Source organism: Mucilaginibacter sp. OAE612, from assembly GCF_041806395.1.
Classification (GTDB): domain Bacteria; phylum Bacteroidota; class Bacteroidia; order Sphingobacteriales; family Sphingobacteriaceae; genus Mucilaginibacter; species Mucilaginibacter rubeus.
The window spans coordinates 3,132,042-3,158,316 of sequence record NZ_JBGMUW010000001.1; the positions used below are offsets into that span (position 1 = coordinate 3,132,042).

General features: G+C 41.7%; 27 protein-coding genes. 8 read left to right on the forward strand and 19 right to left on the reverse strand.

Annotated elements, in window-relative coordinates; genetic code table 11:
• Nucleotides 1-3: 3 nt before the first annotated feature.
• The 3 genes from ABID99_RS12945 to ABID99_RS12955 all read right to left on the reverse strand — a co-directional run bounded on the left by ABID99_RS12945 (nucleotide 4) and on the right by ABID99_RS12955 (nucleotide 3,179).
• On the reverse strand, nucleotides 4-1,107 hold the full coding sequence (locus ABID99_RS12945) for an efflux RND transporter periplasmic adaptor subunit (RefSeq protein WP_373613946.1): 1,104 nt from the start codon (nucleotides 1,105-1,107) through the stop codon (nucleotides 4-6).
• Nucleotides 1,108-1,137: 30 nt separating this feature from the next.
• Entirely contained in the window at nucleotides 1,138-2,487 is a 1,350-nt protein-coding gene (locus tag ABID99_RS12950; RefSeq protein WP_090525273.1) for a TolC family protein, read from the reverse strand.
• 80 nt (nucleotides 2,488-2,567) lie between these two features.
• Entirely contained in the window at nucleotides 2,568-3,179 is a 612-nt protein-coding gene (locus tag ABID99_RS12955) for a TetR/AcrR family transcriptional regulator (protein WP_090525271.1), read from the reverse strand.
• Between the two features lie 211 nt (nucleotides 3,180-3,390).
• On the opposite strand from ABID99_RS12955, the gene purB reads away from it, so the two are divergent.
• From purB to ABID99_RS12975, 4 genes are all read left to right on the forward strand, one after another.
• A complete protein-coding gene (gene purB, locus ABID99_RS12960; protein ID WP_090525269.1) occupies nucleotides 3,391-4,734 on the forward strand; it encodes an adenylosuccinate lyase in 1,344 nt (447 codons plus the stop codon).
• Nucleotides 4,735-4,922: 188 nt separating this feature from the next.
• On the forward strand, nucleotides 4,923-5,474 hold the full coding sequence (locus tag ABID99_RS12965; RefSeq protein WP_090525267.1) for a NifU family protein: 552 nt from the start codon (nucleotides 4,923-4,925) through the stop codon (nucleotides 5,472-5,474).
• Nucleotides 5,475-5,716: 242 nt separating this feature from the next.
• Nucleotides 5,717-5,899, forward strand: coding sequence for a hypothetical protein (locus tag ABID99_RS12970; protein WP_139159932.1), 183 nt, complete (start codon nucleotides 5,717-5,719; stop codon nucleotides 5,897-5,899).
• Between the two features lie 102 nt (nucleotides 5,900-6,001).
• The gene (locus tag ABID99_RS12975) at nucleotides 6,002-6,646 is read left to right on the forward strand and encodes a hypothetical protein (protein ID WP_090525265.1); all 645 of its coding nucleotides are present in this window, start codon (nucleotides 6,002-6,004) and stop codon (nucleotides 6,644-6,646) included.
• Nucleotides 6,647-6,659: 13 nt separating this feature from the next.
• Here the strand turns inward: ABID99_RS12975 and ABID99_RS12980 are convergent, their stop codons facing one another.
• Genes ABID99_RS12980 through mtaB form a run of 4 tightly spaced genes read right to left on the reverse strand, consistent with a single transcriptional unit; the run spans nucleotide 6,660 to nucleotide 10,415 of the window.
• Nucleotides 6,660-7,451, reverse strand: a complete 792-nt coding sequence (locus tag ABID99_RS12980; protein ID WP_090525263.1) for an inositol monophosphatase family protein — start codon at nucleotides 7,449-7,451, stop codon at nucleotides 6,660-6,662.
• Nucleotides 7,417-7,905 carry a GtrA family protein gene (locus ABID99_RS12985; RefSeq protein ID WP_090525262.1) on the reverse strand — a complete coding sequence of 163 codons (489 nt, stop codon included), beginning with the start codon at nucleotides 7,903-7,905 and terminating at the stop codon, nucleotides 7,417-7,419. The genes ABID99_RS12980 and ABID99_RS12985 overlap by 35 nt, the downstream gene beginning before the upstream one ends.
• Nucleotides 7,898-9,067 (reverse strand): prolipoprotein diacylglyceryl transferase, encoded by a 1,170-nt coding sequence (locus tag ABID99_RS12990; protein WP_090525260.1) that lies wholly within the window; start codon nucleotides 9,065-9,067, stop codon nucleotides 7,898-7,900. The genes ABID99_RS12985 and ABID99_RS12990 overlap by 8 nt, the downstream gene beginning before the upstream one ends.
• Before the next feature lie 28 nt (nucleotides 9,068-9,095).
• Nucleotides 9,096-10,415 carry a tRNA (N(6)-L-threonylcarbamoyladenosine(37)-C(2))-methylthiotransferase MtaB gene (gene mtaB, locus ABID99_RS12995; RefSeq protein ID WP_373613947.1) on the reverse strand — a complete coding sequence of 440 codons (1,320 nt, stop codon included), beginning with the start codon at nucleotides 10,413-10,415 and terminating at the stop codon, nucleotides 9,096-9,098.
• 502 nt (nucleotides 10,416-10,917) lie between these two features.
• Here mtaB and ABID99_RS13000 point away from each other — a divergent pair.
• Entirely contained in the window at nucleotides 10,918-11,526 is a 609-nt protein-coding gene (locus tag ABID99_RS13000) for a hypothetical protein (protein WP_188831834.1), read from the forward strand.
• 3 nt (nucleotides 11,527-11,529) lie between these two features.
• Nucleotides 11,530-12,636: a hypothetical protein gene (locus ABID99_RS13005; protein ID WP_373613948.1), complete on the forward strand. Its 1,107-nt coding sequence runs from the start codon at nucleotides 11,530-11,532 to the stop codon at nucleotides 12,634-12,636.
• Nucleotides 12,637-12,643: 7 nt separating this feature from the next.
• Here ABID99_RS13005 and ABID99_RS13010 read toward each other — a convergent pair whose 3' ends face one another.
• From ABID99_RS13010 to ABID99_RS13035, 6 genes are all read right to left on the reverse strand, one after another.
• Complete coding sequence (locus ABID99_RS13010; RefSeq protein WP_373613949.1) at nucleotides 12,644-13,372, reverse strand: (Fe-S)-binding protein; 729 nt, start codon at nucleotides 13,370-13,372, stop codon at nucleotides 12,644-12,646.
• Between the two features lie 13 nt (nucleotides 13,373-13,385).
• Entirely contained in the window at nucleotides 13,386-14,708 is a 1,323-nt protein-coding gene (locus tag ABID99_RS13015; RefSeq protein WP_373613950.1) for an MFS transporter, read from the reverse strand.
• A gap of 60 nt (nucleotides 14,709-14,768) precedes the next feature.
• The gene (locus ABID99_RS13020; RefSeq protein WP_373613951.1) at nucleotides 14,769-15,101 is read right to left on the reverse strand and encodes a YnfA family protein; all 333 of its coding nucleotides are present in this window, start codon (nucleotides 15,099-15,101) and stop codon (nucleotides 14,769-14,771) included.
• A gap of 118 nt (nucleotides 15,102-15,219) precedes the next feature.
• On the reverse strand, nucleotides 15,220-15,744 hold the full coding sequence (locus tag ABID99_RS13025) for a DinB family protein (protein WP_373613952.1): 525 nt from the start codon (nucleotides 15,742-15,744) through the stop codon (nucleotides 15,220-15,222).
• A gap of 86 nt (nucleotides 15,745-15,830) precedes the next feature.
• On the reverse strand, nucleotides 15,831-16,175 hold the full coding sequence (locus ABID99_RS13030) for a hypothetical protein (protein WP_090525244.1): 345 nt from the start codon (nucleotides 16,173-16,175) through the stop codon (nucleotides 15,831-15,833).
• Between the two features lie 47 nt (nucleotides 16,176-16,222).
• The gene (locus tag ABID99_RS13035) at nucleotides 16,223-17,551 is read right to left on the reverse strand and encodes an MFS transporter (RefSeq protein ID WP_373613953.1); all 1,329 of its coding nucleotides are present in this window, start codon (nucleotides 17,549-17,551) and stop codon (nucleotides 16,223-16,225) included.
• Nucleotides 17,552-17,645: 94 nt separating this feature from the next.
• Between ABID99_RS13035 and ABID99_RS13040 the strand changes: the two genes are divergently transcribed.
• Both ABID99_RS13040 and ABID99_RS13045 read left to right on the forward strand, forming a co-directional pair.
• Nucleotides 17,646-18,140 (forward strand): hypothetical protein, encoded by a 495-nt coding sequence (locus ABID99_RS13040; protein ID WP_373613954.1) that lies wholly within the window; start codon nucleotides 17,646-17,648, stop codon nucleotides 18,138-18,140.
• 62 nt (nucleotides 18,141-18,202) lie between these two features.
• Nucleotides 18,203-18,730: a hypothetical protein gene (locus tag ABID99_RS13045; RefSeq protein WP_139159928.1), complete on the forward strand. Its 528-nt coding sequence runs from the start codon at nucleotides 18,203-18,205 to the stop codon at nucleotides 18,728-18,730.
• 153 nt (nucleotides 18,731-18,883) lie between these two features.
• Here ABID99_RS13045 and ABID99_RS13050 read toward each other — a convergent pair whose 3' ends face one another.
• The 6 genes from ABID99_RS13050 to ABID99_RS13075 all read right to left on the reverse strand — a co-directional run bounded on the left by ABID99_RS13050 (nucleotide 18,884) and on the right by ABID99_RS13075 (nucleotide 26,271).
• Complete coding sequence (locus ABID99_RS13050) at nucleotides 18,884-20,623, reverse strand: thiamine pyrophosphate-dependent enzyme (protein ID WP_373613955.1); 1,740 nt, start codon at nucleotides 20,621-20,623, stop codon at nucleotides 18,884-18,886.
• A gap of 194 nt (nucleotides 20,624-20,817) precedes the next feature.
• Nucleotides 20,818-23,133, reverse strand: a complete 2,316-nt coding sequence (locus ABID99_RS13055) for a TonB-dependent receptor domain-containing protein (protein ID WP_373613956.1) — start codon at nucleotides 23,131-23,133, stop codon at nucleotides 20,818-20,820.
• 38 nt (nucleotides 23,134-23,171) lie between these two features.
• Nucleotides 23,172-23,567, reverse strand: a complete 396-nt coding sequence (locus ABID99_RS13060; RefSeq protein WP_176624384.1) for a hypothetical protein — start codon at nucleotides 23,565-23,567, stop codon at nucleotides 23,172-23,174.
• Between the two features lies 1 nt (nucleotide 23,568).
• Nucleotides 23,569-24,336, reverse strand: coding sequence for an ABC transporter permease subunit (locus ABID99_RS13065; protein WP_090525226.1), 768 nt, complete (start codon nucleotides 24,334-24,336; stop codon nucleotides 23,569-23,571).
• Entirely contained in the window at nucleotides 24,329-25,048 is a 720-nt protein-coding gene (locus ABID99_RS13070; protein ID WP_373613957.1) for an ABC transporter ATP-binding protein, read from the reverse strand. Before ABID99_RS13070 ends, ABID99_RS13065 begins: the two co-directional genes overlap by 8 nt.
• Nucleotides 25,036-26,271 carry a nitrous oxide reductase family maturation protein NosD gene (locus ABID99_RS13075; protein ID WP_373613958.1) on the reverse strand — a complete coding sequence of 412 codons (1,236 nt, stop codon included), beginning with the start codon at nucleotides 26,269-26,271 and terminating at the stop codon, nucleotides 25,036-25,038. The genes ABID99_RS13070 and ABID99_RS13075 overlap by 13 nt, the downstream gene beginning before the upstream one ends.
• Between the last annotated feature and the right edge of the window lie 4 nt (nucleotides 26,272-26,275).

Below are 26,275 nucleotides of genomic sequence, written 5' to 3' on the forward strand. Positions count from 1 at the left end.
TAACTAATTGGCCGACTGAACAACTTTGATCTTATCGCCGTCTTCTATTTCAGTTGCACCTTCAACAACCAGCTGGTCGCCGGCTTTTAAGCCTGATAATATCTCTGTTTGGCCACCATAGGTAACACCCGATTTTACATTCACCTGTTTGGCAATACCATTCTGATTAACAAAAACGTGGTCGCCATTCTCTGATTTCTGTATAGCTTTAACCGGTACTGCTATGGTATTTGTTTTTGAATAATCAGCAATTTTTAAAATTGCAGTCATATTAGGGCGAAGTGTGCTGCGCTGAGGTAATTTGACCTCCACACCGAAACTACGCGATGTTGGGTCGATGGCTTTGGCCGCAAAAGTAACTTTAGTAACCAACGAGTCCTTAGCATCCGGAATTAATATTTTAACATCGTTACCGGTATTTACGCTACTTGCATATGATTCGGGGACATCGGCCTTAACTTTTAAAACGTCGGCATTCACAATACGGATCCCTGTTTGCCCCGGCGTGGCACCCTGTCCGAGTTTCAGGTCCATTTGATCTACCGTACCAGAAATTGGCGATATGATGCGGTATAAACCCGATTGCCTTTTTAATGAAGCCAAAGCTTTCTGATTGCTTTGCAATGCGGTTTGAGCTTGCAGATATTGTACTTCAGTGCCAATTTTCTGATCCCAAAGGTTTTTTTGACGATTAAACAACTGTTGGCTTAAGCTAACCTGTGCTTCGGCTTGTGCTATATTTTGTTGCATAACACTATTATCCAGTTGTGCTAACACCTGGCCTTTAGTTACATGCTGGCCTGGTTTCACGTAAATCGCAGTAATAACAGCCGATGCCTGCGGATAGGCAGTAACGTTATCCTGCGCATCTATTTTACCCTGGATCTGTACATAGTTAGTAAAACTGCCGTTTTTCACTTCTTTAACACTTACATCAGTTGTTTTAGCCGAATCGGTAGTACCCATTTCAGCCTGCAGCTTCGCTATTTTTGAATTGATATCCGATTGTTGCTTTTGCAGATCGGCCAGTTCGGCCTTTTTATCTTTGGGCTTACTTGAGCATGCAGCCAGTAAAACCAGGAAAGGTATGTATATGAGTTTTTTCATTTTCATTGTTATATAGTGAGTTTAGTGTTGTTATTTAATTCGTCCGTAAGCTTTGTCAAGGTCAACTTTACTAACCAGGGCATCATAAAGACCTTGTATATATTTGTTATCGGCATCTTCAAGAGATGTTTGAGCCTGTGTAACCTCAATGCTTGAGCCTACCCCCTGCTGATATTTTACTTTTGATACACGCAGTACTTCCTGTGCAAGCTCCTGGTTACGTTTTTGATTATTAAGTGATTGTAAGCCATTAATGTATGACACAGTTGCCACCTTTGCATCAAGATTTATCGTATTTTTAAGGTTTACGAGGTCGTTTGTTGATTTTTGCACCTCAATTTTTGCCTGTCTTACCTGGTTTAGTCTTTGCCCGCCACTGAAAATAGGAACGTTGAGCGTTAAACCGATATAACTTGAAGGAAAAACCTGGCTGTAAAGCTTACTAAAATTATTATTCTGATATGATGCCGCATAGCTGCCATTCGCGCTTAATGTTGGCAAATAAGTTGTTTTTTTGTTTTGCAGATCAAGCTCATTTAGTTTTTTCTGAGTTTCCTGCAAGGAGTACTCTATACGATTATGGTAAAAGCCTGTATCTACCGACATTTCTGCAACGTTATTATCAAGGCTAACGTCGCTTAGCTTATCTTTCAACACAAGGTTTTCATCAACAGGCATTCCCATCTGAAACTTCAGCATTTGATAGTTCAAAGCCAATGAACGTACAACGTTTTCGCGGTTAGTTATTAAATTATTGTATTGCACAGTAATGCGGTCTACATCAATTTTTTCAACAAAGCCTTGCTTATTTTGTGCTACGGTTTGGTCAACCTGCTGTTTTAACTGGGTTATATTAGCATCGTATAGTTTAATTTGTTCGTCGCTAACCAAAACCTGATAATATGCTTTGGTGACAGCAACGTTGGCTTCAATTTTTGAGCGGGTATAATTACGCTGTGAAAGCTCACGATATGTTCTTGAAGCCTTTAAACCAACAAGATAACTCCCGTTAAAAAGGATCTGGTTTAAACTAACACCAAGGTTTGATTGGTACTTTACGCCAAATTTAACCGGCACAAAGGTACCAGGGGCTCCAAAAAACTCACCCGGTAATAACGTGGTTGGTATTTTAAGATAATCCTGGAATGAGGCTGAGCCGCTGATTTGTGGTAAGCCAATGCCGGTTGTTTCTTTAACCTTATACTCCGCACTTTTGATATCAAGACCCGAGTTCACAACTGCGCTTTGGTGCTCGTAAGCATAATTGACACAATCCTGAACTGTAAAGTTATAGGTTTGTCCATTTGACGTTGCCTCCTGCGCGTAGCTTTTAAAGGCTACGGCACAAAATACAGTTGCCGTAAAAAATAGATATTTCATTATATATATTGTGGTTGAGTGATTTACTTAAACTGATACAAATTTCTTTTAGCTATTGACAACCTTGTGTCAGCAGCCGGTTATTCATTATTAATATTTTTATATTCGTTAAGCAGCTTGTAGCCCTCAAGCGTACAAATGCCATAGTTAAAATGATCTAAAAACTGAACTTGTACCTTCCAGGGGCTAAATTCAGTTACCGGGAATATTGAAGTATTAAAACCCAACTCCACCTGGTTAACCCGCATCCGTGCCATTATCTTTACGTCAATATCCTTACGAATGTAACCCTGACCCATGCCTTTAGTTAAAAGTTCTTCCATTTTTTGGATCAGTACCCCGGCCTTGAATCTTTGAAAGTCTTCCCAGGCTTCAGCATGATATTTTTGCAAATCATGAATAACAATCGGGTTGATCCTTGAAAATATCTCTTCTGAGCATTTGGTCATGTTGATCATCTCTTCAATCACATTAGCTGATTTACTGATAATCTCATTCATTTGATCCTCATCTTCCTTCAATTTCTTTTTTGTAAGGGCAACAACTAATTCGTTTTTGTCCTTGAAAAATTGATAGATCGTTTTTTTTGACATGCCAAGGTGCCTGGCTATATCATCCATGGTGATACTTTTAATACCTGCGGTTAAAAACAGGTCTTCAGCACCTTTTATAATTCTTTCTGTTTGACTCATTGACTTTCCGGGTCAAAACTAAGGAAACATTTTTTGAATAAAAAGTTTCCATTCATTTTTACTTTTTCATTACAAATACTTGTTCATTTTTAAAATCCATTTAATTTATGCTTTTTATCCTGTGGTTTAATTGTGAAGCTTTTAATCTGCCGCTGGCACCCCAAAAATGATTACCTTTGCAAAAAATTATTACCCACTCTCTTTTTAATATATGACGCTTACTTCACTTTCAGCGATCTCGCCTATTGACGGCCGTTATAGAAACACCACCGGCGATCTTGCCGGATACTTTTCAGAATTTGCCCTTATCAAGTACCGTGTACTTGTTGAGATAGAATATTTCATAGCACTGGCCGAATACCCACTACCTCAGTTACAATCATTTGATAAAAATCTATCAGAAAAGTTACGCGATATTTACAGGAATTTTTCGGAAGATGACGCTGAAAGCATTAAAGTGATTGAAAAAACGACAAATCACGATGTTAAAGCGGTTGAATATTTCATTAAAAAAGAGTTTGATAAATTAGGTTTGGAGCCCTACAAAGAGTTTATCCACTTTGGCCTTACTTCTCAGGATATCAACAACACTGCTATTCCATATACCTTTAAGCTTGCTCTGAATAACAGCTACTACCCTGCCATTAATAACCTGATTAGTATCCTGAAAGCATTTGCTGCCGAGTGGGAAAATGTTCCGTTATTGGCGCATACGCATGGCCAGCCAGCTTCTCCAACCCGGTTAGGCAAAGAGATCCTGGTATTTGTTGAACGTTTGGAAGCCCAGCTTGAGTTGCTAAAACCTATTCCAAATTCAGCCAAGTTTGGTGGCGCTACCGGTAATTTTAACGCTCACTTTATCGCCTATCCTGATAAGGACTGGAAATCATTCGGTAATCATTTTGTGAACGAAATATTGGGTTTAAAACGCTCGCAGTTTACTACCCAAATTGAGCACTACGATAATTTTGCCGCACAATGTGATGCTTTGAAACGCATTAACAATATCCTGATTGATCTTGACCGTGATATGTGGACTTACATATCCATGAATTACTTCAAACAAAAGATCAAAGCCGGCGAAGTTGGTTCATCGGCCATGCCGCATAAGGTTAACCCTATCGATTTTGAAAATTCGGAAGGCAACCTGGGTATCGCTAATGCTTTATTTGAGCATCTTGCAGCCAAACTGCCGATTTCAAGGTTACAGCGCGACCTTACCGACTCGACCGTATTAAGGAACATCGGTGTACCTTTTGCACATACATTGATCGCCATTAAATCAACCGTAAGGGGATTAAACAAACTATTGCTAAACACTGATGCTATCAATGCTGATTTAGAAGCTAACTGGCCTGTTGTTGCAGAAGCTATCCAAACCATTTTAAGGCGTGAAGCTTACCCTAATCCTTACGAAGCCCTGAAAGACCTTACCCGAACCAACCACCAAATCAACGCCAACACAATAGCCGAGTTTGTTGATACGTTAAATGTAAGTGCGGCCATTAAAGAAGAGATTAAAAAGATAACGCCGTTGAACTATACAGGGATTTGAGTTAGATGTGCGAATTTTATTATGATTTTTTGATGCTTTAATTGTCCAAGCAATTTTCATATCTGCACATCCGCACATCTGAAATTTAAAATCTGCACATCAAAGAAATGTCATAACAAAGTTTAGGGTAGCTTTTAATAAAAAAGGTAGTTAAATTTGTTAATTAGATTGAATAAAAACACGAAACGATGAATATCAACGTATATACCGAATTAACGCCTAACCCGGCAACTATGAAATTCATAGTTAACAAACTGCTTATTAACGGCAGTGTTGACTTTCCTACTAAGGAAAGTGCCGAACATTCACCTTTTGCAAAGGAACTGTATAAGTTCTCATTTGTAAACGGCGTTTTCTTTGCCAGCAATTTTGTTACCATTACCAAAACTGAAGGCAGCGAATGGGCAGATGTTGAACCGATAATGAAAGAGTTTGTTAAAGGTGCAATCGAGTCAGAATTAAAGATCCAGTTAGAGGAAGAAGCCGAAGCCGGAAACTTTGAAGGCACTGAAACTGAAGTTAAAATTCAGCAGATCCTGCATGACTACGTTCGCCCGGCTGTAGAGCAGGACGGCGGCGCTATTTCTTACCGCTCATTTAACGAGGGTGTTGTAACTGTTGAACTTCGCGGTTCGTGCAGCGGCTGCCCATCATCAACCGTAACCCTTAAAGCCGGTATCGAAAACTTGCTTAAACGAATGGTGCCTGAAGTTACCGAGGTGGTTTCTGAAGCGTTATAATGATATTGATTTTGGGGTTCGAGCCCCATTGCTTACCCGAAAGCCTTTCATGAAAATGAGAGGCTTTTTGCTTTTTTACCCCCAATCCTGTTTATAATTAAATGAGGTTATCTGTCTATAAGTTTTTATTTTAGCTACCCAATCTTTAAACGTTACCACAATGCCTAATTTGATTGATATTCCCAACTGCCACATTTTAATTTCAGTCGATAAATGCTTGGTTTACTCTAACTTTCTAAATTATGAAAGTTAATGAATTACTAAATTGTAAGAATTGCGGTGCAATATTAACTGCAAGCGCAAATCAAACAATTCAATGCGCATACTGCGGAACAACTTACCATCAAAAACCGCAGACAAATAATACGTTATCATCTACAGAAATCGTAACAGAATATGCAGAAAATCAATTGGAAGGCATGTAAAATGGTGATGCCAATGAAACACTCCAGTCAGATGATTTTCCTACCGATAAGCAAAATACAAATCTTGGATGTAGTATCGCTCTGATAGCTTCGGTCGCCATCATGGTGGTAATATTCATAGCTAAAATGATTGGATCGGAGCAGAAGACTACTTATAGTGGTAGCATGGTTATTGACACCTCAATATTAAACACTCCAACTCAATCTGTTGAATTGTCAGAAACAGCGCAAGCGAGTCTCAAAAAATTAGCCGCAATCAATGTGGATAAAAAACTCTTTAAAAAGTTAATTAAAGATTCAAGCAATATCACAAGAGAGTCTGCGGTTCAGGCAACGTATTTCAAAGATAAAAATTCAATAGTCGGTAAGCCAGTCACCGGTTTATACGCCTATATAAATTGTTATGACATAACAGGCTGCAACATTTATTTTGGTTGTCAACATATAAATAAAAAACCTTTAGGATTACAGAGTTTGACATTTGTTATAAATGGTAAACGTCTCCTGTACAAACCCGATTTTGCGACAGACTCTTTACAGCATTGGATAAACGAATACAGCGAGGAGACGATTTACGACGACAAAATCTCAATATTATTAAAACTTGTAACAGCAGATAAGGTCATTGTTCGTTTTAACGGTAACAAAGGCCACGATCAAATAATATTACCAAAAGATCAGCAACATGCGCTTAAGAGGCAATTGCAATTTTATAAAGGATTGCTTTTGGGATATGCTAAGGAATAAAGGTGTAAAAGTATTACCTGAAATACTTCTGTATCGCCCCCAACATCTCCCCCGTGATCTTCCCATTGGTAGCTAACAGTTCCCGGGTATCCAATACCTCAGAGCCGCCTTTAAAGTTCACCACTTCGCCTCCTGCTTGTTTTACAATCACAATACCGGCGGCCACATCCCAGGCGTTAAGGTTATACTCATAAAAAGCATCAAAACGGCCACAGGCGGTATAAGCCAGGTCTACTGCTGCAGAACCTAAACGGCGTAAGCCATGGCTGCTGCGCATCAGTTCCGTAAACAATTCGATATAGGCGGCCTGCTTGGTAAAATCGTAATATGGGAACCCGGTTGCCAATAAGCTGGTGCCTATTGTTTTGTTTTTACTTACACTGATTTCTTTGCCATTCAGATATGCGGGCGCATCTTTCCAGGCGTAAAAGCATTCATCAAGGTTTATTTCATATATAACACCGGCTATCAGTTCATCATATTCTTTCAAAGCAATACTTACCGAAAACGCGGGTACTCCATGAATGAAATTGGTAGTACCATCCAGAGGGTCAATGATCCAGTTGTAACGCTCGCCTATTTTGGTTGTTGTCTTTTCTTCGGTGATGAACCCTGCTTCAGGCAAAATCTTGCTCAGGCCTTTTACTATAGTTTCTTCGGCGGTTTTATCAACGTAGGATACCATATCGTTGAGGCCTTTATATTCTATCTTATCAGGATCAAATGCTTTACGTTCCTGCCTGATGAAATCACCCGCCTGTTTTGAAACTTCAATTACCTGGTTTATGATGTTCGCTGTTTGCATGGTTACGTTTTAATGATAAGCTAAATGAAAAAACTTTATGGATAAAAAAGCTGGCGAAGAACAAGCTTAATGCAGCCGAGATCCGTGCTACTGTAGGGTTAAAGCTGCAAGTTTGGATCAATATTTTTACAACTGATAAGTTGGCGAAGAAACCGATTATAGCCACCGTTACAAAGCGAAAAAACTGCTTGCGCGGCGCGGATTTAGATTCATTGAACACCATGTAACGGGTAATTAAAAAATTAACTACTACGCCCATAAAAAACGATAATGCCAATGATACGGTATAGTTACGAACGGTAAGCCCGAATATCCTATAAGTATGCTGTATTAAAAGGTTGTGGTAAAAAAGATAAAATGCCGAAACATCCACCAAAAAACCGGCACCGGCCGAAACTACAAATCTGAATACCTGGTTATGAATTAAACTGCCTTTTGATTTGTTATCAGCCATTTGTTGTGCCCAGCGCTTTCTTTTCTTTGTTTAATCCGGTTACAATAAGTGTAATACCACCTAAAACCATGATCACAGAGATCATTTCGGCCTGGGTAAATGAAACACCCGCAACAACATACTTTGTATTAACCCTGATGAGCTCAATAAAGAAACGCTCAACGCCTGCTAATATCATGTATATACCAAACAAAACGCCCGGAGCTTTAAAAATGTGCCTTATTTTCCACAATACAAAGAACAGTAATAAACAAATTACAGATTCGTAAAACGAGGTTGGATAAACCGGATATTGAAGTTCATGGCAAAATTTACCCACGCAATCCATCATCTGCACACCTTCGTCGTTCACGTTGTGCGGAAATTTGAAGCTCCACATCCAATCAGGTGCCCAGCTTAACCAATGAGGCTTCGGCGCCAGGTTAACTATACCCCAATCACCATCGCCGCTCATCTGGCATCCGATACGGCCTAAAGCATAAGCCAGCATCATGCCCGGGCCACCGATATCAAGCATATCCAGCGGTTTAATGCCGTGTTTGTTAGCAATATAGAGTACTGCCGCGCCACCGCAGATCAGACCGCCATAAAAGGTTAAACCACTAAAGCCTATCAGCATGCCAACCGGGTCTTTCATAAAGTCGCCCCAGTTTTCCAACGCATTAAACAGCTTGGCACCAGCAAAGCCGAACACGGCTGCCCATAACAATATACTACCCATCAATTCATTGGGATGTACATCTACATCTTTGGTCACCGGTTTATCAAGCTTTTGTTTTTGAGCTTCATGCCATGCCCAGTACGCGAACGCTGCAGCTCCAAGGATCCCACCTATCCAGTTGCCTCGCAGGGATAACAAAAACTCCTGCGGGTTATCTATAAGAGCCTGGTAATTAAGGATACAGTCAACAATTTTATAGCCTAATATGAAGCCAAAAACACCATTTCCCGCAAGCTCGGCATTTGAAGCCGGCAACCCGATAGTAACACGTTTTTTAAAAGTATGGATTACGCCTAACGCTTCTTTACGTTTAAACTCCTGGCCAAATGCCCAATAAGCGCCAACAAAAGCTATCGCCACAAAAAAGCCGAAGGTTTGTATAGGCAAAGGAAGATTAAAACCAAAAAGGTATTTCAATAACGATGTAAGCGTTGGAAACATAGGTTATATTTTAAGGCGAATATAGAATTTAATGCACTAATATTTCTTCGCCTTCTGTTATTTCAACATCACCATCAGGTGAAATATTTGTTAGGTGCACCGTTTTCAATTCGTTAACCAGTACAGGATCATACTTGGTACGTACCTTTACATAGTTACGGGTAAAGCCGTGCATGAAGCCATCTTTGATATCACCCTCAAACAAAACTTCCTGGTTTTTACCGAGTTGGCTTTCATAAAAAGCACGGCGTTTTTTATCCGACAGGATATGCAACATTTTACTCCGCTCGCCCCTTGCCGAGCCGGGTACCGCGCCCGTCATCTGAGCGGCCAAAGTATTTTCCCTTTCCGAATAAGTAAATACGTGCAGGTACGATATATTAAGTTCGTTGAGGAAGTTATAGGTATCGATAAAATCCTCCCTTGTTTCGCCGGGGAAACCAACAATAACATCCACGCCAATGCAGCAATCGGGCATCAGCTCTTTTATCCTGGCAACACGGTTAACATACAAATCGCGTTTGTAACGGCGGCGCATCAAGCCCAGGATCTTATCCGAACCCGATTGCAGCGGGATATGAAAATGCGGTACGAAACGTTTTGAAGCAGCTACAAAAGCGATGATCTCGTCGGTAAGCAGGTTAGGTTCTATGGATGAGATCCTGAAACGGTCGATACCTTCTACCTCATCAAGGGCCTTAACCAAATCAAAAAATTTATCCTCACGCTTTCCATTGCGGATGCCGAAATCGCCAAGGTTTACGCCGGTAAGCACAATTTCTTTTACGCCCGACTCAGCAATTTGCTTTGCCTGAGCAACAACGTTTTCAATGGTATCGCTCCTGCTGGCACCGCGGGCCAGCGGAATGGTACAAAAAGTACATGAATAATCGCAGCCATCCTGTACTTTCAGGAAAGTACGGGTACGGTCGCCAAAAGAATATGCGGGCACAAACTCATTAGCTTCAGACACGGGCTGATTAAGCACCAATGCCTTTGGCCTTTTAGTTAAGTCGGTAATATGATCAACTATCTGGAATTTTTCGGCAGCGCCAAGCACCATGTCAACGCCGGGAATCTCGGCAATTTCCTGTGGTTTTAACTGTGCGTAACAACCTACTATAGTTACATAGGCGTTAGGCGAAATCTTAAGGGCCTCTTTAACGATCTTCTTACACTTTTTATCGGCATTATCAGTTACCGAGCAGGTATTGATCACAAAAACATCCGGTGTTTCGGTAAAATTTACCGTATCGTAACCGGCCTGGTTAAACAGCCGACCAATGGATGAGGTCTCTGAATAATTCAGCTTGCAGCCTAAAGTGTAAAAAGCGACTTTCTTGTTCATTTCAAACGGCAAAGATACAGTTTTTTAAAGAAATGCCTATTTCAGCAATTTCACTTCAAGGTAAAAAGTAATTGTAAAATTATGGGTGTCCCAAAATCGCGATTCCCCAAATAAAATTGGTTTTGTCTTTGCCGATTTTTTAAAATGTCCCATTTTTTGAGACTGAAACGCAAAACATGCTTTTTATGAAACATATTGATAATCAAAGCTTTAACATTTCACCTGAAACATCGATAAATATTTGATTATCAACAATTAAAACTTTAAGGAGTACGAAATCAACACTTAAGAACGTGCATTTATTTTCGGCTTTTTTTTGATGTTTTTTTGAGTTTTTTTAACCTGCAGGGCCTATTGCCAATACCCGCTGACAAAACAGTGCCACCATCGTTGCTTTAGTTTTTCTATAAACAAGAGCCTCTTATAGTCCCGGTATTTTCATAATCCTGGTAATTTACCTATTTTCAGTGCGGATAAACGTAAACCCTAAACCACCCATACCATGATCATATACGGCACCAAAGCGAAACTATTAAAAGCTGAAATAACAAGCGACATCTGCCCAAACTGCAATACAACCAACAGTATCCAGATGAATGTATTTCAACGCTGGGCGCATATTTTCTGGATCCCGTTTTTCCCGATAGGTAAAACAGGCGTATCCCAATGCCTCCATTGCAGGCAGGTTTTGAAGCTTAAGGAAATGCCCGCCTCGCTTAAATTAAGCTATGATAATATAAAATCTCAAACTACAATACCTGTGTGGACATTTGCAGGCTGTTTCCTGATCGTTATTGGTTCGATATTTTTTTATATCAGCGAAAAGCAGAAAGCAAAAAAAGTAAACCAATGGGTTTTATCGCCACAAAAGAACGATATATTTCATATCAAACTTAAAAACGATCACTATACCCTTTACAGGGTAAATAAGGTTTCCGGCGATTCTGTTTACCTGGCCTTAAACAAATATGAATCGGACCGTGAAGAGGGCCTTGATGATATCGCGGCAAAGGGTGATACCGCCTATGATAACGCCCAGCAAGGTATTGCCAAACCATTTCTTGTAGAGATGGCCAAAGAAGGATCTATCCTGGATATTGAACGCAAATAAGCTATGAATACCACACCCCGCTCCTATTGGTTTGCCAAGTTCCTTGAATGCCTGTATCTGCTCGTAGCTATCTACGATTGTTTAATGATAATGTGGGGCACTTTGCTTTATAAGCTGTTTAGTTCTTTTGGTGACCTGTCCTTCGCAATGATTTTCACCTGGATCATTATTGGAATATGCATCCTTTCGGTGATTTATTCCATTTATTGGCATCAAAAAAGTAAAAAGGAAGGATTTAATTCAGGAATAAGGCACGCGTTTCTGCGGGGCGTTATGCGGTACTTCCTTGCCTTCCAAGTGTCGGCTTATGGCTTTGCCAAGATCCTGAAAACGCAGTTTGGACACGTTTACATGAGGGATAACACGCCTGTAGGCAAGTTAAACGGCTTCGACCTCACCTGGAATTATTTTGGCCACTCTTACACTTTCGCGGTCATACTCGGTTTACTTCAGATTGGTGGCGCCATCATGCTTTTATTCAGGCGTACTACCTTGCTGGGCACCTGCATATTATTACCCATAATGTTAAACATTGTACTAATCAATGCTTTTTATAATATAGCCGTGGGAGCATTTATGAACTCAATCATTATAACTACCGGATTGTTATACCTTTTACTACTACGATGGCCGGATATTAAACCTGTTTTATTTAAAGACGTAACAATACCGCCCTTAAGGCTAAGTTTTGCAAAACCAGTTTTAAAACTTTTAGTAATCGGTCTTGCGTTTTATAGTATTTACCGTTATGTAGCAGCCGTCCCTCCATCGGCCCTTACAGGAAAATGGAAAATAGATGAGCTTATCAGGAACGGCAAACTCGTGGGTAAAAACGAATGGATGAACGGTGCGCAAAACTGGTGCTACGTTTATATAGAAGACGGCGGCCGGATTGCATTTTGTGCCAACCCTTATGTTTTTGAGGCTAACCGCGCATGGTTTGGTCAATACATATACCAGACAGGAGAAAAAAAGTTCGACATTGTTTTTGACGGAGGTACAAAACGAGATACAACAAAGGTAAAGATCAGCAACTACAACGGTAAGCAAATGCAATGGGATACCAAAGTATATGATGATACCTTGAAGTTGAAACTAATCAAAGAATAGCTGCTTCTTACACATTCCCCCAGCCCAAAGCCAAAACATCGGCAATGTGCATGGTTTGGATGGGCAGGTTATTTTTGTCGATATACCCCTGCATGTGCATTAAACATGAGGCATCAGTAGATATGATGTATTCCGCACCGGCATCAAGGGCGTTATTTACTTTTTGCTGCGCCATGGCGGTTGAAATGCCATCAAACTTAACGGCAAAGGTACCGCCGAAACCGCAGCAGGTTTCACCGTCTTTCAGGTCAAGCAGTTCGAGACCAAGTACCTTGGAGAGCAGCTGGCGCGGCTCATCCTTTATTTTGCACTCGCGCAGGCCGGCACAGCTATCGTGATACACAGCCTTGCCATCAAGCTCGGCACCGAAATAGTCAAACTCCAGGATATTTACCAAAAAGTCTGATAGCTCGTAGATATTTCCTTGAATGGCCCTGCATTTATTGTGTACAGCCGTATTGGTAAACAGATCGTTATAATAATTTTTTACCATGCCCGTACATGAAGCTGAGGGCGAAACAATAACGCTGTCTTCCGAAAAATCGCTTAAAAACTTGCTTCCCACCTCTTTGGCATCATCCCAAAAACCGGCATTAAAAGCCGGCTGACCGCAGCAGGTTTGCGCCGGGTTATAACTAACCTTACAGCCTGCTTTCTCCAACAATTTTACGGTATTAAAAGCAGTTGCCGGAAACAACTGATCTATAAAACACGGTATGAACAACTCAACCTTCATCGGCACAAATTAGTTAACGGGCGCTAAAATCCGAATTTTTATTAATGTTTTGTTCGGCCTTCAATAAAGAAAACAATAAAATTAGGCCGATAATGAAAAATACTCCCAATACTAAAACAGAATTGCGGGGGCTGCCGGTTATTTCTTCAAAAAAGCCAAAGCTAAATACCCCGCCTACTATGGCCAGCTTTTCGGTAACATCATAAAAACTGAAGAAAGATGCCGTATCGGGGATATTTTCGGGCAGATATTTTGAATACGTTGAGCGCGACATGGACTGGATACCGCCCATCACCAAACCAACAACCACTGCTATGATGTAAAACTGTGTTTGTGTATAGGTAAAGTAAGCAGCTATACAAACCGCGATCCACAGGATCACTACACTAATTAAAATCCTTACGTTACCATATTTACCCGACAGGCGTGACATCAGCGTAGCACCCAAAATAGCAACCAGTTGAATAATTAAAATGATAGTGATCAACTGCGGGGTTTCCATTTTAAGCTCTTTGGCAGCAAAACCGGTTGCCACCAGCATAATAGTTTGCACACCCATGGAATAAAAAAAGAACGATGGTAAAAACCTTTTTAACAACGGCATTTCCTTAACCTTTTTCCAAACGTGCCCTAATTCGATAAAACCGCCTTTTATAATATGATGATTGTGGCTTTGCGCATTTGGGCTGCCCTTAGGCAACACGCTGAACGGGATCATAGCAAAACCTATCCACCATAAGCCTACCAGCAAAAACGACAATCGGGGCGCGAAGGTTTTGTCAACAATACCAAACCACTCCCCTTTCAGCACAAATAAAAAACAAATAAGCTGAAGCAGTACACTGCCGATGTAGCCATAGGTGAAACCTTTGGCACTCACATTATCCTGCATATCAACAGTGGCGATTTCGGGCAGGTATGAATTATAAAACACAAAGCCACCACTATAACCTATAGCCGCCAGCGCAAAGCAAATGATACCTAACTCCAGGTGGTCTTTGTCAAAATTGAACAAAGCACAGCAGGCGGCCGAACCAAGCAGGGTAAAAAACATCATGAAGATCTTCTTATTGCCTTTATAGTCGGCTATTGATGACAATATAGGCAGCAGCAATACCATCACCAGGTAAGCAGCAGATAAGGCATAATCAGAAAGGGCAGTATTTACAAAGCTTTTACCAAAAAAGTTGACCCTATCGCCGTTGGCATGGTTAGTTGTGATGGCTACATAGTATGCCGGAAAAATGGTTGAAGTGATGACAAGGTTATACGCTGAGTTGGCCCAATCAAAGAAAGCCCAGGCGCGGATGGTTTTTTTGTTGTTTTTATTTTCCATTTGCTCACTAAATGTATGCAAATTTTACAAACTGCAAAAAAGTCCAACAATAGTACTTTATCAATGCCCGCGCGGTGCATAAACAATGATACAAGCGCCTATCAATGCAATCAAAGCACCGATAATATCATAACGGTCGGGCTTAAATCCATCCACCTTCCAGGCCCAGATTAATGCCATTACAATAAAAATACCGCCATAAGCCGCATACACCCTGCCGAAATTGGCGGTTTGCCACGTTGCTACTATACCATAAAGCGCCAGGATCACCCCGCCCGCTATACCAAACCAAAGCGGCTTACCTTCTTTTAACCAAAGCCAAACCAAATAGCCGCCGCCTATTTCAAATAAACCGGCCAGCAAAAAAAGAGCAAAAGAGCGGATAATTGCCATTATTAAAATTTGAAGTAACCACTTCGTTAAAGATATAAAAACGCCAATATTGGCCCGGGGCAATTATAAAAAAAGGCCTCCCTTTCGGAAAGCCTTGATTATTTTTTATAAAACGGGTTTAGCTCCTGTCATAAAACGCGGGTGGCTCAATACCCAAAGTGCGAAGGTAAACATAGCCCTGGCCGCGGTGATGGATCTCGTTATCAATAACGTACTGTAAAATATAATTGACCAATCCTTCATATTGGCCAAATGCCAGTACTGTTTCCTGGAAACGCTCGGGCGTAATCTGGGGCCAATAGGTTTTGATTTCCTCAGTGGCCTCATCCCAAAGTTGCAGCAGTTCGGCCTTTGTAGTTGCTGCTATTTTACCTGTATGGTGATCCAGACCTGCAATTGGTGTCCAGTTATCTGTTACAACGCCTCTTACACAAGGCCCGCCCATACTAATAAATTCTTTTACCATATCGGCAAAGGGGCGCATACCACCTATCGAATAATTAAATAAGGCTTCCTCCGGAAAAGCGTCTATAACCCTGCGGGTTACCCGGCGCTGGCCAAGCCAGCTTTGTAAAAGTTGATCGGGTGTATAAACAGATGCTGCTGCAGTTTCTGTTGACTGTTGATTTGTGTTAGTTTCCATTGTTTTGATGTTTTGTTTTTGATTACAATACAAAGTAACCACACCGTGGTGACAGCCCTATGTCAGCAGGAAAAAAGAAAAACTAACTAATTTGTATTTTGGATAAACTCTACCACCTGTTGCTGTTCATAATTCGATAAAGTGCCTTCCGAATAATGCCATTTAGAAGTAACATCACCCTCAAAGCGGATCTGTCCTAAATAGTCCGGGTTCTTATTGTCATCCAGCAGCGGCTTGCTTTCACCAATTTCGGGAGCTATCTCCTGAATTTCAAAAAGCGTAGCTTCCCCATCGGCCCCACCTTTATAAAGTTTGTACAAGCCGGTGGCATTTAATTCATGATTTGTTGATTGATGCAGTACCGGCTCAATAATGATATTTCTTTGTGTGCCGTTATCGCCGGTAACGTTGTGGTTAACTGTGTGGATCATGGCTTATGATTTTATTTATTGATAGTACAAGCCTGCCGCCAAATTGTTTAAGCCTCCACTTCAACCCGCTGTTTGCTAAGTTTATTTTCTTTAAACATCAGCACGATGAGCATAATAAGGCCCAACACAAAAAAACCATCAAGGGCAAGTGTCGAGTCGCGCATCTCATTAGTCACAGCTTCCACAAAGCCAAAACAAAACAGGCCTACCACAATCGACAGCTTTTCGGTAACGTCATAAAAACTGAAATATGAAGCCGTATCCGGGATGTTTTCGGGCAAATATTTGGAATAGGTTGAACGCGACAAGGATTGTACCCCTCCCATTACAATACCAATGATCACCGCGGCAACATAAAACTGGGTAGAATTGGTGATGAAGTAAGCATACAAACAAATGGCCGACCAGATTGCCACCAAACCTACCAGCGTACGCACATTCCCGAATTTCTCCGATGATTTGGAGGCGATCAATGCCCCCGGCACAGCAACCACCTGGATGATGAGCACAATAGAGATCAGGGCAGCATCGGGCATGTGCAATTCTTTGGCAGCAAAGTTAGCCGCAGCCAGCATAATGGTTTGTACACCAACCGAGTAAAGGAAAAACGACACCAGGAAGCGTTTGAGAAGCGGCATTTTGCGCACTTTGCCAAAAACCTTTGCCAGTTCTTTAAAGCCGCCGGTAAGCACGTTATAACTATGCTTGCCCGCATTGGGCTGCCCTTTCGGCAACATGCGGAACGGGATAATAGAAAAACCTATCCACCATACAAAAACCATCAGGAACGAGATCCGGGCTGGCAGCCAGTCGTCGGTAATGCCAAACCAATTAGGTTCAAGCACTACGATAAAGCATAATACCTGCACTACAATACTGCCTACATAACCATAAATAAACCCTTTGGCGCTTACAGCGTCCTGCTTATCGGGCGTGGCTATTTGAGGGAGATAAGAGTTATAAAATACAAAGCCACCGCAATAACCTATAGAAGCCAATCCAAAGCAAAGCATCGGAATTTCCAATCCACCGCCAGGCTTAAAGAAAAACAAACCGGCACAGGCCAGGCTACCCAACCAGGTAAATAATTGCAGGTATGATTTTTTATTGCCCCGGTAATCGGCTATGGAAGTAAGGATAGGCAGGATGGCGGCCACCACAAGATATGACAAACCCAATATATAATTTGATAAAACCGTATTAACATACCTGTGCCCCAAAAAGGTTACCATTTGGGTATTTTTTGAATTGAACTTGGTAACCTCCACAAAGTATGCCGGGAAAATAGTAGAGGTGATAACGATGTTATATGACTGATTGGCCCAGTCAAACATGCACCAGGCCCAAATGGTTTTTTTGTTATTTTTTGCTTCCATTACGGGCTTAAAAGTAGGGAAATTTGGTTGAGTTGCATATCAGGGAAACATCATTATAAAATTTATTGTAGCTTTAAGAACAGAAGATTATAGTATGTTCACCCACCTCCATTTTACAAATCAATTCGGCTCCTATCTCTATGATGATAATTTCCAGGCGTTTTTAGCCGATACATTTACTGATCTCAGCTCATACGATATCCTGAAAAGCGATTATATGCGATCAGAATTATTGCATATTGATTTAGGTTTCACTAACGAAGATGCGGTTATTGACGAAGATGAGCTGATCGTTTTGGAACCCGGCCAACCGGTATTTTCTCATTTGAATATTTACCCTAACCCGGATCTGCAATATATACTCCCATTTGAGATTTCATTCGACGATACCCGTGAAGAAGTCTTCAAAAAAGCAGGTGAGCCAACACAAACCAAACACGGAGATTCTCTCATTTTGGATAAACCGTTCCTGGTAGATCATTTCAAGATAGGCAATCTTGTATTAAGTATCGATTACGATCCGCTGGATGAACATATCAACTTTATACAGCTCAGGGATAATAATATCATAGCGCATTTGAAATTGTAAGTATCAAGCATTGCACAAAAAAAAGGACTTGCTATTAAATTAACTTCAAAATAAGTATGGAGATGCTTCAACTTATCTATAATTTTATAGCAGCAACAAATATTACCAACGCCTTGAAACCTTATACTTTTTTTAATATTAGAACTAAGCCATATCACTTACTGCCCATTACTGCATTGCTATCAGTTGTAATTTCGTTCCTGTTTACAAACGGCTCCCTGGATATTAATCTGCATGATACATATTTTGTAATCTCATATCCTGTAGTTTACCGGCTAATAGCGCTTATACTTATTTTGATATGGACAATTTATACATTGGCGATGAATGCTTTGCCATCCCTTTGGTTAAGCTGGGCGCATATATTGATCACCACAACCGTTGTTATTCTTTTACTAAGTAAGCAAATACATTTTATAGGATTGGATGGTGTCCCACGCAGGTATTACGCGGTTTCAGAATTTCAAAAAAAGCAGCAGGGCGCTTTAATAATGACAGCTGCTTTTATACTGGGGCAGCTATTATTTATCATCAACCTTACGATGGGTATAGTAAAAAAAATCAATCAAAAATCAATTCGTAACAGGTAGTATCACTTTCGGGCCATTATGGTAATCAGGCATTCGGGGGCAAAATAATTTCCACACTAATTTTCGCTAATTAAAACGAATTACACGAATTGATTAGGAATTCGTGTAATTCGTTTTAATTGTGTTGAATTTGCAAGGTATTCGTATAATAATTCAATCAAATATTTCGGGCAGATGCTTATAATTACCTTTTACGGTAGCCAAAACCTCATCAAATTTACCGCCAAGCATCATTTTGGTCATGGAGACGGCCATTCCTTTAACCATTTTAAGTTCGATATGCGGCGGCATGGCAAGGGCAGTTCCGTCGGTATAAACATTTACTAAAACTGGTCCTGTGTGTGCAAAAGCTTCGGCTATGCCCTGCTCAAGGTCCTGCGGGTCATTAATAGTGATCCCCTTTATACCCATTGACTCCGCGACCATGGTAAAATTAGGATTGTGCATGTCCACTTCAAAATCGGGCAGGCCCATTACTTCCATTTCCAGCTTTACCATGCCAAGGCTCCTGTTATTAAATACAATGATCTTTATAGGCAGATCATATTGTTTAATAGTGGCTAAGTCACCCAACAACATAGAAATACCGCCATCGCCGCACATAGCCACAACCTGCCTTTCGGGGCAAGCCAGCGCCGCGCCGATAGCATGCGGCATAGCATTGGCCATAGATCCATGAACAAACGAGCCGATCATAGAACGCCGCCCATTAGCGCTGATATGCCTGGCACTCCAAACATTACACATCCCGGTATCGCAGGTAAAAATGGCATCAGCAGATGCATATTCGTCTACGATAGCTGCTAAAGCTTCGGGATGAATAGCATCATGTTCACCAAAATCCTTAATGTAAGCTTGCTGCTGTTCTTTTACTTTAGCATGTACATGAAGTTGCGCATCTAAAAAGCTGCTGTCGGTTTTTTCTTTAATTAAAGGGATCAACGCTTTAATTGTAGATTTTATATCACCGTAAAGCCCCATCGTTAGTTTTGCGCGGCGACCAAGATTTTCGGGCTTGATGTCAATCTGCACTATCTTTTTATCCTGGGGATAAAAAGGCGTGTAAGGAAAATCGGTGCCAAGCAGGATAACCAAATCGCTTTCATGCATGCTATGATACGCAGCAGGCAAGCCAAGCAGGCCGGTCATGCCTACCTCGTATGGGTTATCATGCTCCAAAAACATTTTACCACGGAACGAGTAACCAACCGGCGCTTTGATCAGTGCCGCCAGTTCAACCACTTCATCATGAGCATCGGCACAGCCTATCCCGCCAAAAATGCAAACTTTGGGGTATCGGTTAATCAGGTCGGCCAGTTTTACTAACTCTTCCCATACCGGGGTAATGTTGGCCTTGCAAAAAAAGTTATTTACCGACGAGTCGATTTCAACAGCATCCTCCCCTGCCACATCGCCCGGTAAACCCAATACGCCAACCCCTTTGCGCTGAATAGCGGTTTGGATAGCCGCCTGTGCCATACGGGGTACTTGCTTGTTGTTGGCAGCCACCTGGTTATAGTAACTGCAGTCATCAAAAAGCTTGATAACATTGGTTTCCTGGAAGTAGTTACTGCCAAACTCTTTAGTAGCACAGGTAGATGCTATGGCTAAAACAGGTGCTCCTGACCGGTGAGCATCATAAAGGCCATTCACCAGGTGCACATGCCCGGGACCACTGCTTCCTGCACAACAGGCAAGCCCGCTCAGTTGCGCATCGGCCGAAGCTGCAAAAGCGCCTGCTTCTTCGTTCCGTACATGGATCCATTTTAATTCGGGCGTTCTGCGTACCGCATCATTAAGCTCATTTAAACTATCGCCGGTAATGGCGTAAATACGTTTGATACCGGCCTGTATCAACATTTCAACAAGTTGTTCGGCTACTTTTTTTGACATGTTATGGTTGTTTAGCGTTAGGGATGTTGTAATTTACTATCCATAACACCAAACTCATGCCATTTGTTAAGGAATTAACCGTCAAATATTTGTAATTAACATGTTTTTTTAAGCTTTTTGATATATCGTGATTTCACGATAATGAATGATATATCGCAATCTAACCGGATTCGCAATGGATGTTTTTTTCATGATCATAGTTTTGAAATAGAATGACTGATACCTAATGAAAAGGTGCGCGGAGGGGCCGCCGTATAAGTATCCCCATAGCTATTTCCAGTAACAGTAGTTGCATATAGTTTATTGGTCAGGTTCATAACATTGAACCAAACCTCCAGTCCCTTCGCGCTGCCGCTGCTGATGCGATAGGCAGTGCGTAAATTCAAAAGATCATAACCACTGTAGGTTTTGGTATTAGCTGCATTTGTAAAATATTTACCCAAATGTTGCCATTCAACACCGGTTCTGAAGCCAGCGATAAAAGTGGGTTTCCAGGTAATCTCCGAATTAGCAATCCATTTTGGTGCATTGGTCATTTGATGACCGTTATAGCCGATGGATTTTCCGCCACTAATTTCACTGTATTTATTAAAGGTATGGGACGCAAACGTTCCACCGATGCGAAAGGCAAGGTTTTTTACGGAGCCAACCAGTAGGTTATACTCTAAGCCTTTGTGGGTAGCAGCAGCAGCGTTGGCATATTGTGTAGTATTGTCTGCCTGGAGCAAGCTGATGATCTCATCTTTCCCTTGCAGGTAATAAGCAGTTAGCTCAAACCTGATCTTTTGAGAGAACAATGATGTCCAGCCGCCCAGTTCATAATTGTTGTAAGTGGCCTGTTTAAGCGGTGTTAATTGCCTGGAATTGTAAAGGGTATTAGTTTCAGGCGGCTGAAAGCCCATACTGAAATTGGCATAAATGCCGCGCCCCTTCTGCAGGTCATAAGTTACGCCAAGCTTGGGCGCCAATACATCATATCGATTATGCTCCTGTTGTTTGTACTTGGTTTTTAAAGGAGGAAGCTGGTTGTCAAAATTGTAAACGAGCAGGTCATAACGCAGTCCGGTAGTAATTTTTATCCGCTTAACCGGCTCTGCCATATACTGTACATAGGATGCGGCATTAAACAGGTGAATCTTATAATTATCAATCAGCGAATCAGTATTGATATAACCGGTATAATACTGAGCGGTATTATCTTTTTTAATATTCAGGAAGTTAGCATAAAACGAACTTGGGCTATTATCCAGGTAAATGCCTGCGATCAATTGTGAGTGCATAAAATTTAACTTTACGGTATGCTGGGCAAGCAAGCCAAAGCTGTAAAAACTCAGCTCATTTAACTGACCTGCTGACTTTATGTATTGACCCTTATTGTTGCGGACATCAGAAATGTAATAGCTGGGTAATTGCCCGGTGGAATTGTTTCTGTAAAAAAGCGTTAGAAAGGTGTGATTATCATCATTCCAATTATGATCAAGACGACTGCTGGCCCGGAATGCGTTCACCCTACGGTAGGCAAAACGCTGATTACTACTGTAAGATCGGTTATAGAAACGTGCACTGTCAAGGTTTCCGGGTGTTTGTGTGTTAAGATAATTATAGGTACCATATACTGTTAGCTTACTGTCGGCCCCCAGCGGATAGCTAACTTTAGCAGAAAGCGAATACTTATCAAAATCAGTATAATCCTGCCAGCCTTTTTCCTGGTGTGTGGCATAACCTGCCATATAAAACCCAACTTTTCCTGCCGTGAGGCCTCCCTGAATACCAGCCCGCAGGTAATGGTATTTATCTCCCTGTACATTGATTTGCCCTGCCGGGGTTACGGACTCTTTTGCCGTATTGAAGTTAACAGCCGCACCTATTGAGTTACTGCCATATAAAGACGAAGCTGGCCCCTTAATCACCTCAATATCCCGGACACCATCGGTATTGATCTCGTACAAAGCGTTATGATTGAATATGCCCGTTGGTCGGATCGGGATACCATCTTCCATGTAAAGATAAAGCGCATTGTAAGTAATCGGTTGGCGAATGGCCATGGTATGCTGCTCATTACCGAGGTTCACCATATATACCCCCGCAACTTTATTCAACAATTGATAAGGAGCGGTTGCATGCGCTTCGCGGATAGTATTTGAACTTATCTTGCTGATTGCGGCCGGTATATCCTTGCGGGGCTGCTCCTGGCGGCCCGCCGTTACCACCACCTCCTCCAGGCCGGCAATCACCGGTTTTAGTTGAACAGTGAGCGAGCTATCGCACCTGATACAGCAAGTACCATAACCGGTACAGCTAACCATCAGGGAGTCAGCTTTATTTTTATGCGCCAATATAAATTTGCCTGATAAATCAGTTGAGGTACCCAGCTTGCTTCCTTTGACACGGATACTGGCACCGACAACGGGTGCCTGGGTTTGGGCATCGACAACAACACCCCATATTTTTTGCGCTGATGCCTGTAAAGTAAAGGCAATAGCAAAGCAGAACACGATAAAGTATTTCATTTTTAAACATCTTCTTGTTAAACCAAAATTGAATTTGCTCAGGAGAGCATGTAGCGGTAAACTGAAGACGTAGCGGGGGGCCGAAAGATAGCTCCGAGCGGGCGAAGCAGCAGGGCGAAGCTTACCAGGGAGGTAAAAATGGCCAGCAGTTTGATGTGTACAGTAAATTGATTAACGCCGTGATAATAAGCCTCAAAAATGATTTCTTTAGTGGTTCGGTTTTCGTTGCTTTTCTCTTCACTATTAGCCTTTTTAAGCTGTTTGCTCAGGAAACACCTGCCGTTGCAGTGTAGCATGGGCCTTGACTTATTGGCGCAAAGTTTTGCCGCAATATAATCCTGGTTGAGCCGGAACCCCGCATAAAGCCATAGCGAGTTCAGGTTCATAACCAGTACCGAGAACAGGAGTAATATGGCGGTGAAACGGCGGAACATCTTACAGATCTTTTTTGGAGAAAATTTTAAGCGCCAGTAGTACGGGTAAAACAGACCAGATAAATAGCATCGAAACACTGAAGGCAATGCCTGTACCGCTTCCGAAAAACTGTCGGTAAAGCGCGCCGGTGTAACCCATCAGAGCAGAAATATCCAGTTTTAACAAGATCATGATCCTTGCCAGGTCTACGGGATTTAAAGCCGTGAGCACAATCATGGCTTTTTCCAACGGATAATCGCTAAAGGTGAACAGGAACAACAGCACCAAAGCATCATAAATAATGGCCGCATAGAACCAAATCATTAGCGCAAGCCCAATCCCCTTTGATTTATCCCTGGTTTTGGTGGAAGCCCAGAAAGCGAGTGAAGTAAAACTTAAGGTTACCAAACCTCCCGCAACCATTAAGGTGATGCCTGTAGCTGAGAGTGCAAACAAAGCAACCGGCAGGCAAACTCCGAGCACAAAAGCCCCGAGGATAGAGCTGCTGATGCCGAGGTATTCTCCCAATAAAATGTCCCTGCGTTTGATAGGCTGGGAAACAAGCAATTCGGTAAACTCCGCTGCATTGAAATAATAGGTGGTTGCATAGATAATGCTGACCAGCGGCACAATGATCATCACAATGGTTGTAATACTTACCAGTCCTTTAATCACATCGCTGTCTGACAGGAAGATCACTGTACAAATGGTAGCGAGCAACAACGTGTAGGCAATGAGTACCTTACTGCGTATGATGTCGAGAATAATATATTTGGCTATCTTAAACATGTTCTTCAGTTAATAATCGGGTCAATATTTTACCCAGTTTCTGCTCACCTGTCTCCATTTGCAGCGCAGTCAGCGGCTCATAAAATTTGATCTTGCCTTCATAAAGGTACATCACGGTATCGGCTAACTCCTCCGACTCTGAAAGGATATGTGAGGTAATGATCACAAGCCTGTTATTTGCTTTTTCGGCGAGGATCTTTTGTTTTAAAATTTCGGTGGCAAAGGGATCAAGGCCCGCTGTGGGTTCGTCGAGTATCAGCACGTCAGGATTAAACATAAAAGCAAGGGCGGCGCTCACTTTCTGCCTGGTACCTCCGGAAAGTGTCCTCATAGGCTTATGGTACATACTTTTGAGCCGGTAAGCCTCAATCAGGTCTGTATCAGGTATTTTGTTGCAGTTACGAATATCAAGCATCATGTCAAACAACTGGCCAATCTTCATATTATCCGGGTAATGCCCGATCTGTGGCATATAGCCGATATATTTTTTGTAATCAAAAGTCTTGTTGACTCTGGCCCCGCGAAACCGGATGTCGCCTTCGTCAGGTATAACCATACCGAGTATACTTTTGATCATGGTTGTTTTTCCGGAGGCGTTTGGCCCCAAAACAGACACAATGTTGCCGCTTTCAAAATGACAACTAATATCTTTTAGCACCTGTAATTTGCCGAATGCCTTTTTAATGTGGCTTAGTTCAATTAACGTGTCCATGGTTTCATTTTAGGGTTTATATCTTTAACAGATTCAGGGGTAAGAGATGGGATAGCCCGTTCAACCTTATCTAAAAGATTGACCATAAAACTCCGCATCAACATCACGCTTTGCGGAATTTGCTCCATTATCTGCGCATAGAGGCTAACCGGGCGGTAGGGTACATCACCGGTGCCATCTTTATTCAAATCATAACCTTCATACTTGTCCCAGTAGTTCTGATCAAATTTATTAAGGTTGAGCACCCCGTTGGTTGTCACATCAAAAGAGTTCGACTCGAAATTATTCCGCTCAAACGTGCCGTTTTCACAATTGGCCAGTATACGCATAGCCCAACCGTTATTGATAAAGGTATTATCGTTAGCGGTCATGAGGTTGCAACCCTCCATATAAATACCCGTCGTATTCCTAACGAAACGGTTGCCAACAATTTGGGACCGGGTAATATCTTTCAGCAGCAAACCATAAATGGAACTTCCCCAGTTTTCAATAAACAAATTATCAAACATTCGTATCCGTTTGGAATACATCACCGCGACACCTGATCCGTTATCGCGAAAAGTGTTTTTTTGATACAGATCATCGTCCGAAAACATGAAGTGCAGCCCATATCTAAAGTTCCGTTCACTGGTATTACTGATGATCCTGCTCTTTTTCACAAATTCAAAGTAGATACCGTCGCGGTGGCGGGTAGAATAATTATTCATAATGATAACATCATGACATTGCCAGGCATGAATGCCGTTACCGGCCGTAAGCTCGGTACCAGTGCCACTGGTTGTATTACCAATAACAGACACATGATCGCAATCGGACAGGTAAATCCCAAAAAAGTTATTGATTAACCTGTTATTACTGATTGTAACATTGTGTACCTTATGCAGGCGGATACCGGCATAGTCGCGCATCGAACCGGTTCTAGAGTTTTTGAGCACAAAGCCGCTGAACGTAACACCATTCGTCAGGATAGTCACTACCTCTTCTTTATAATTTGCGTCCAGCACAGGATACCCATCGCCAATGATGGTCAGTCTTTTGGTGATAAGTGTATTGTACGAATAATAATACCCCTTCTTCACCTTGATCGTATCACCATCGGCAGCCTCAGCAACAGCTGCCTTTAAATCAGGCAAGGCAGTATCCACGGCCACTACAAGTGTACGTGCATGCGAAACAACAGTTACCGCCACGGCAAAAAGACAAATGAGTGAGACCCTTTTCATGCAA

Bases quoted from the DNA above. Each gene is read 5' to 3' on its own strand.
- ABID99_RS12945 (WP_373613946.1), bottom strand. From the start codon at position 1,107: ATGAAAAAACTCATATACATACCTTTCCTGGTTTTACTGGCTGCATGC.
- ABID99_RS12950 (WP_090525273.1), bottom strand. From the start codon at position 2,487: ATGAAATATCTATTTTTTACGGCAACTGTATTTTGTGCCGTAGCCTTT.
- ABID99_RS12955 (WP_090525271.1), bottom strand. From the start codon at position 3,179: ATGAGTCAAACAGAAAGAATTATAAAAGGTGCTGAAGACCTGTTTTTA.
- purB (WP_090525269.1), top strand. From the start codon at position 3,391: ATGACGCTTACTTCACTTTCAGCGATCTCGCCTATTGACGGCCGTTAT.
- ABID99_RS12965 (WP_090525267.1), top strand. From the start codon at position 4,923: ATGAATATCAACGTATATACCGAATTAACGCCTAACCCGGCAACTATG.
- ABID99_RS12970 (WP_139159932.1), top strand. From the start codon at position 5,717: ATGAAAGTTAATGAATTACTAAATTGTAAGAATTGCGGTGCAATATTA.
- ABID99_RS12975 (WP_090525265.1), top strand. From the start codon at position 6,002: ATGGTGGTAATATTCATAGCTAAAATGATTGGATCGGAGCAGAAGACT.
- ABID99_RS12980 (WP_090525263.1), bottom strand. From the start codon at position 7,451: ATGCAAACAGCGAACATCATAAACCAGGTAATTGAAGTTTCAAAACAG.
- ABID99_RS12985 (WP_090525262.1), bottom strand. From the start codon at position 7,905: ATGGCTGATAACAAATCAAAAGGCAGTTTAATTCATAACCAGGTATTC.
- ABID99_RS12990 (WP_090525260.1), bottom strand. From the start codon at position 9,067: ATGTTTCCAACGCTTACATCGTTATTGAAATACCTTTTTGGTTTTAAT.
- mtaB (WP_373613947.1), bottom strand. From the start codon at position 10,415: ATGAACAAGAAAGTCGCTTTTTACACTTTAGGCTGCAAGCTGAATTAT.
- ABID99_RS13000 (WP_188831834.1), top strand. From the start codon at position 10,918: ATGATCATATACGGCACCAAAGCGAAACTATTAAAAGCTGAAATAACA.
- ABID99_RS13005 (WP_373613948.1), top strand. From the start codon at position 11,530: ATGAATACCACACCCCGCTCCTATTGGTTTGCCAAGTTCCTTGAATGC.
- ABID99_RS13010 (WP_373613949.1), bottom strand. From the start codon at position 13,372: ATGAAGGTTGAGTTGTTCATACCGTGTTTTATAGATCAGTTGTTTCCG.
- ABID99_RS13015 (WP_373613950.1), bottom strand. From the start codon at position 14,708: ATGGAAAATAAAAACAACAAAAAAACCATCCGCGCCTGGGCTTTCTTT.
- ABID99_RS13020 (WP_373613951.1), bottom strand. From the start codon at position 15,101: ATGGCAATTATCCGCTCTTTTGCTCTTTTTTTGCTGGCCGGTTTATTT.
- ABID99_RS13025 (WP_373613952.1), bottom strand. From the start codon at position 15,744: ATGGAAACTAACACAAATCAACAGTCAACAGAAACTGCAGCAGCATCT.
- ABID99_RS13030 (WP_090525244.1), bottom strand. From the start codon at position 16,175: ATGATCCACACAGTTAACCACAACGTTACCGGCGATAACGGCACACAA.
- ABID99_RS13035 (WP_373613953.1), bottom strand. From the start codon at position 17,551: ATGGAAGCAAAAAATAACAAAAAAACCATTTGGGCCTGGTGCATGTTT.
- ABID99_RS13040 (WP_373613954.1), top strand. From the start codon at position 17,646: ATGTTCACCCACCTCCATTTTACAAATCAATTCGGCTCCTATCTCTAT.
- ABID99_RS13045 (WP_139159928.1), top strand. From the start codon at position 18,203: ATGCTTCAACTTATCTATAATTTTATAGCAGCAACAAATATTACCAAC.
- ABID99_RS13050 (WP_373613955.1), bottom strand. From the start codon at position 20,623: ATGTCAAAAAAAGTAGCCGAACAACTTGTTGAAATGTTGATACAGGCC.
- ABID99_RS13055 (WP_373613956.1), bottom strand. From the start codon at position 23,133: ATGAAATACTTTATCGTGTTCTGCTTTGCTATTGCCTTTACTTTACAG.
- ABID99_RS13060 (WP_176624384.1), bottom strand. From the start codon at position 23,567: ATGTTCCGCCGTTTCACCGCCATATTACTCCTGTTCTCGGTACTGGTT.
- ABID99_RS13065 (WP_090525226.1), bottom strand. From the start codon at position 24,336: ATGTTTAAGATAGCCAAATATATTATTCTCGACATCATACGCAGTAAG.
- ABID99_RS13070 (WP_373613957.1), bottom strand. From the start codon at position 25,048: ATGGACACGTTAATTGAACTAAGCCACATTAAAAAGGCATTCGGCAAA.
- ABID99_RS13075 (WP_373613958.1), bottom strand. From the start codon at position 26,271: ATGAAAAGGGTCTCACTCATTTGTCTTTTTGCCGTGGCGGTAACTGTT.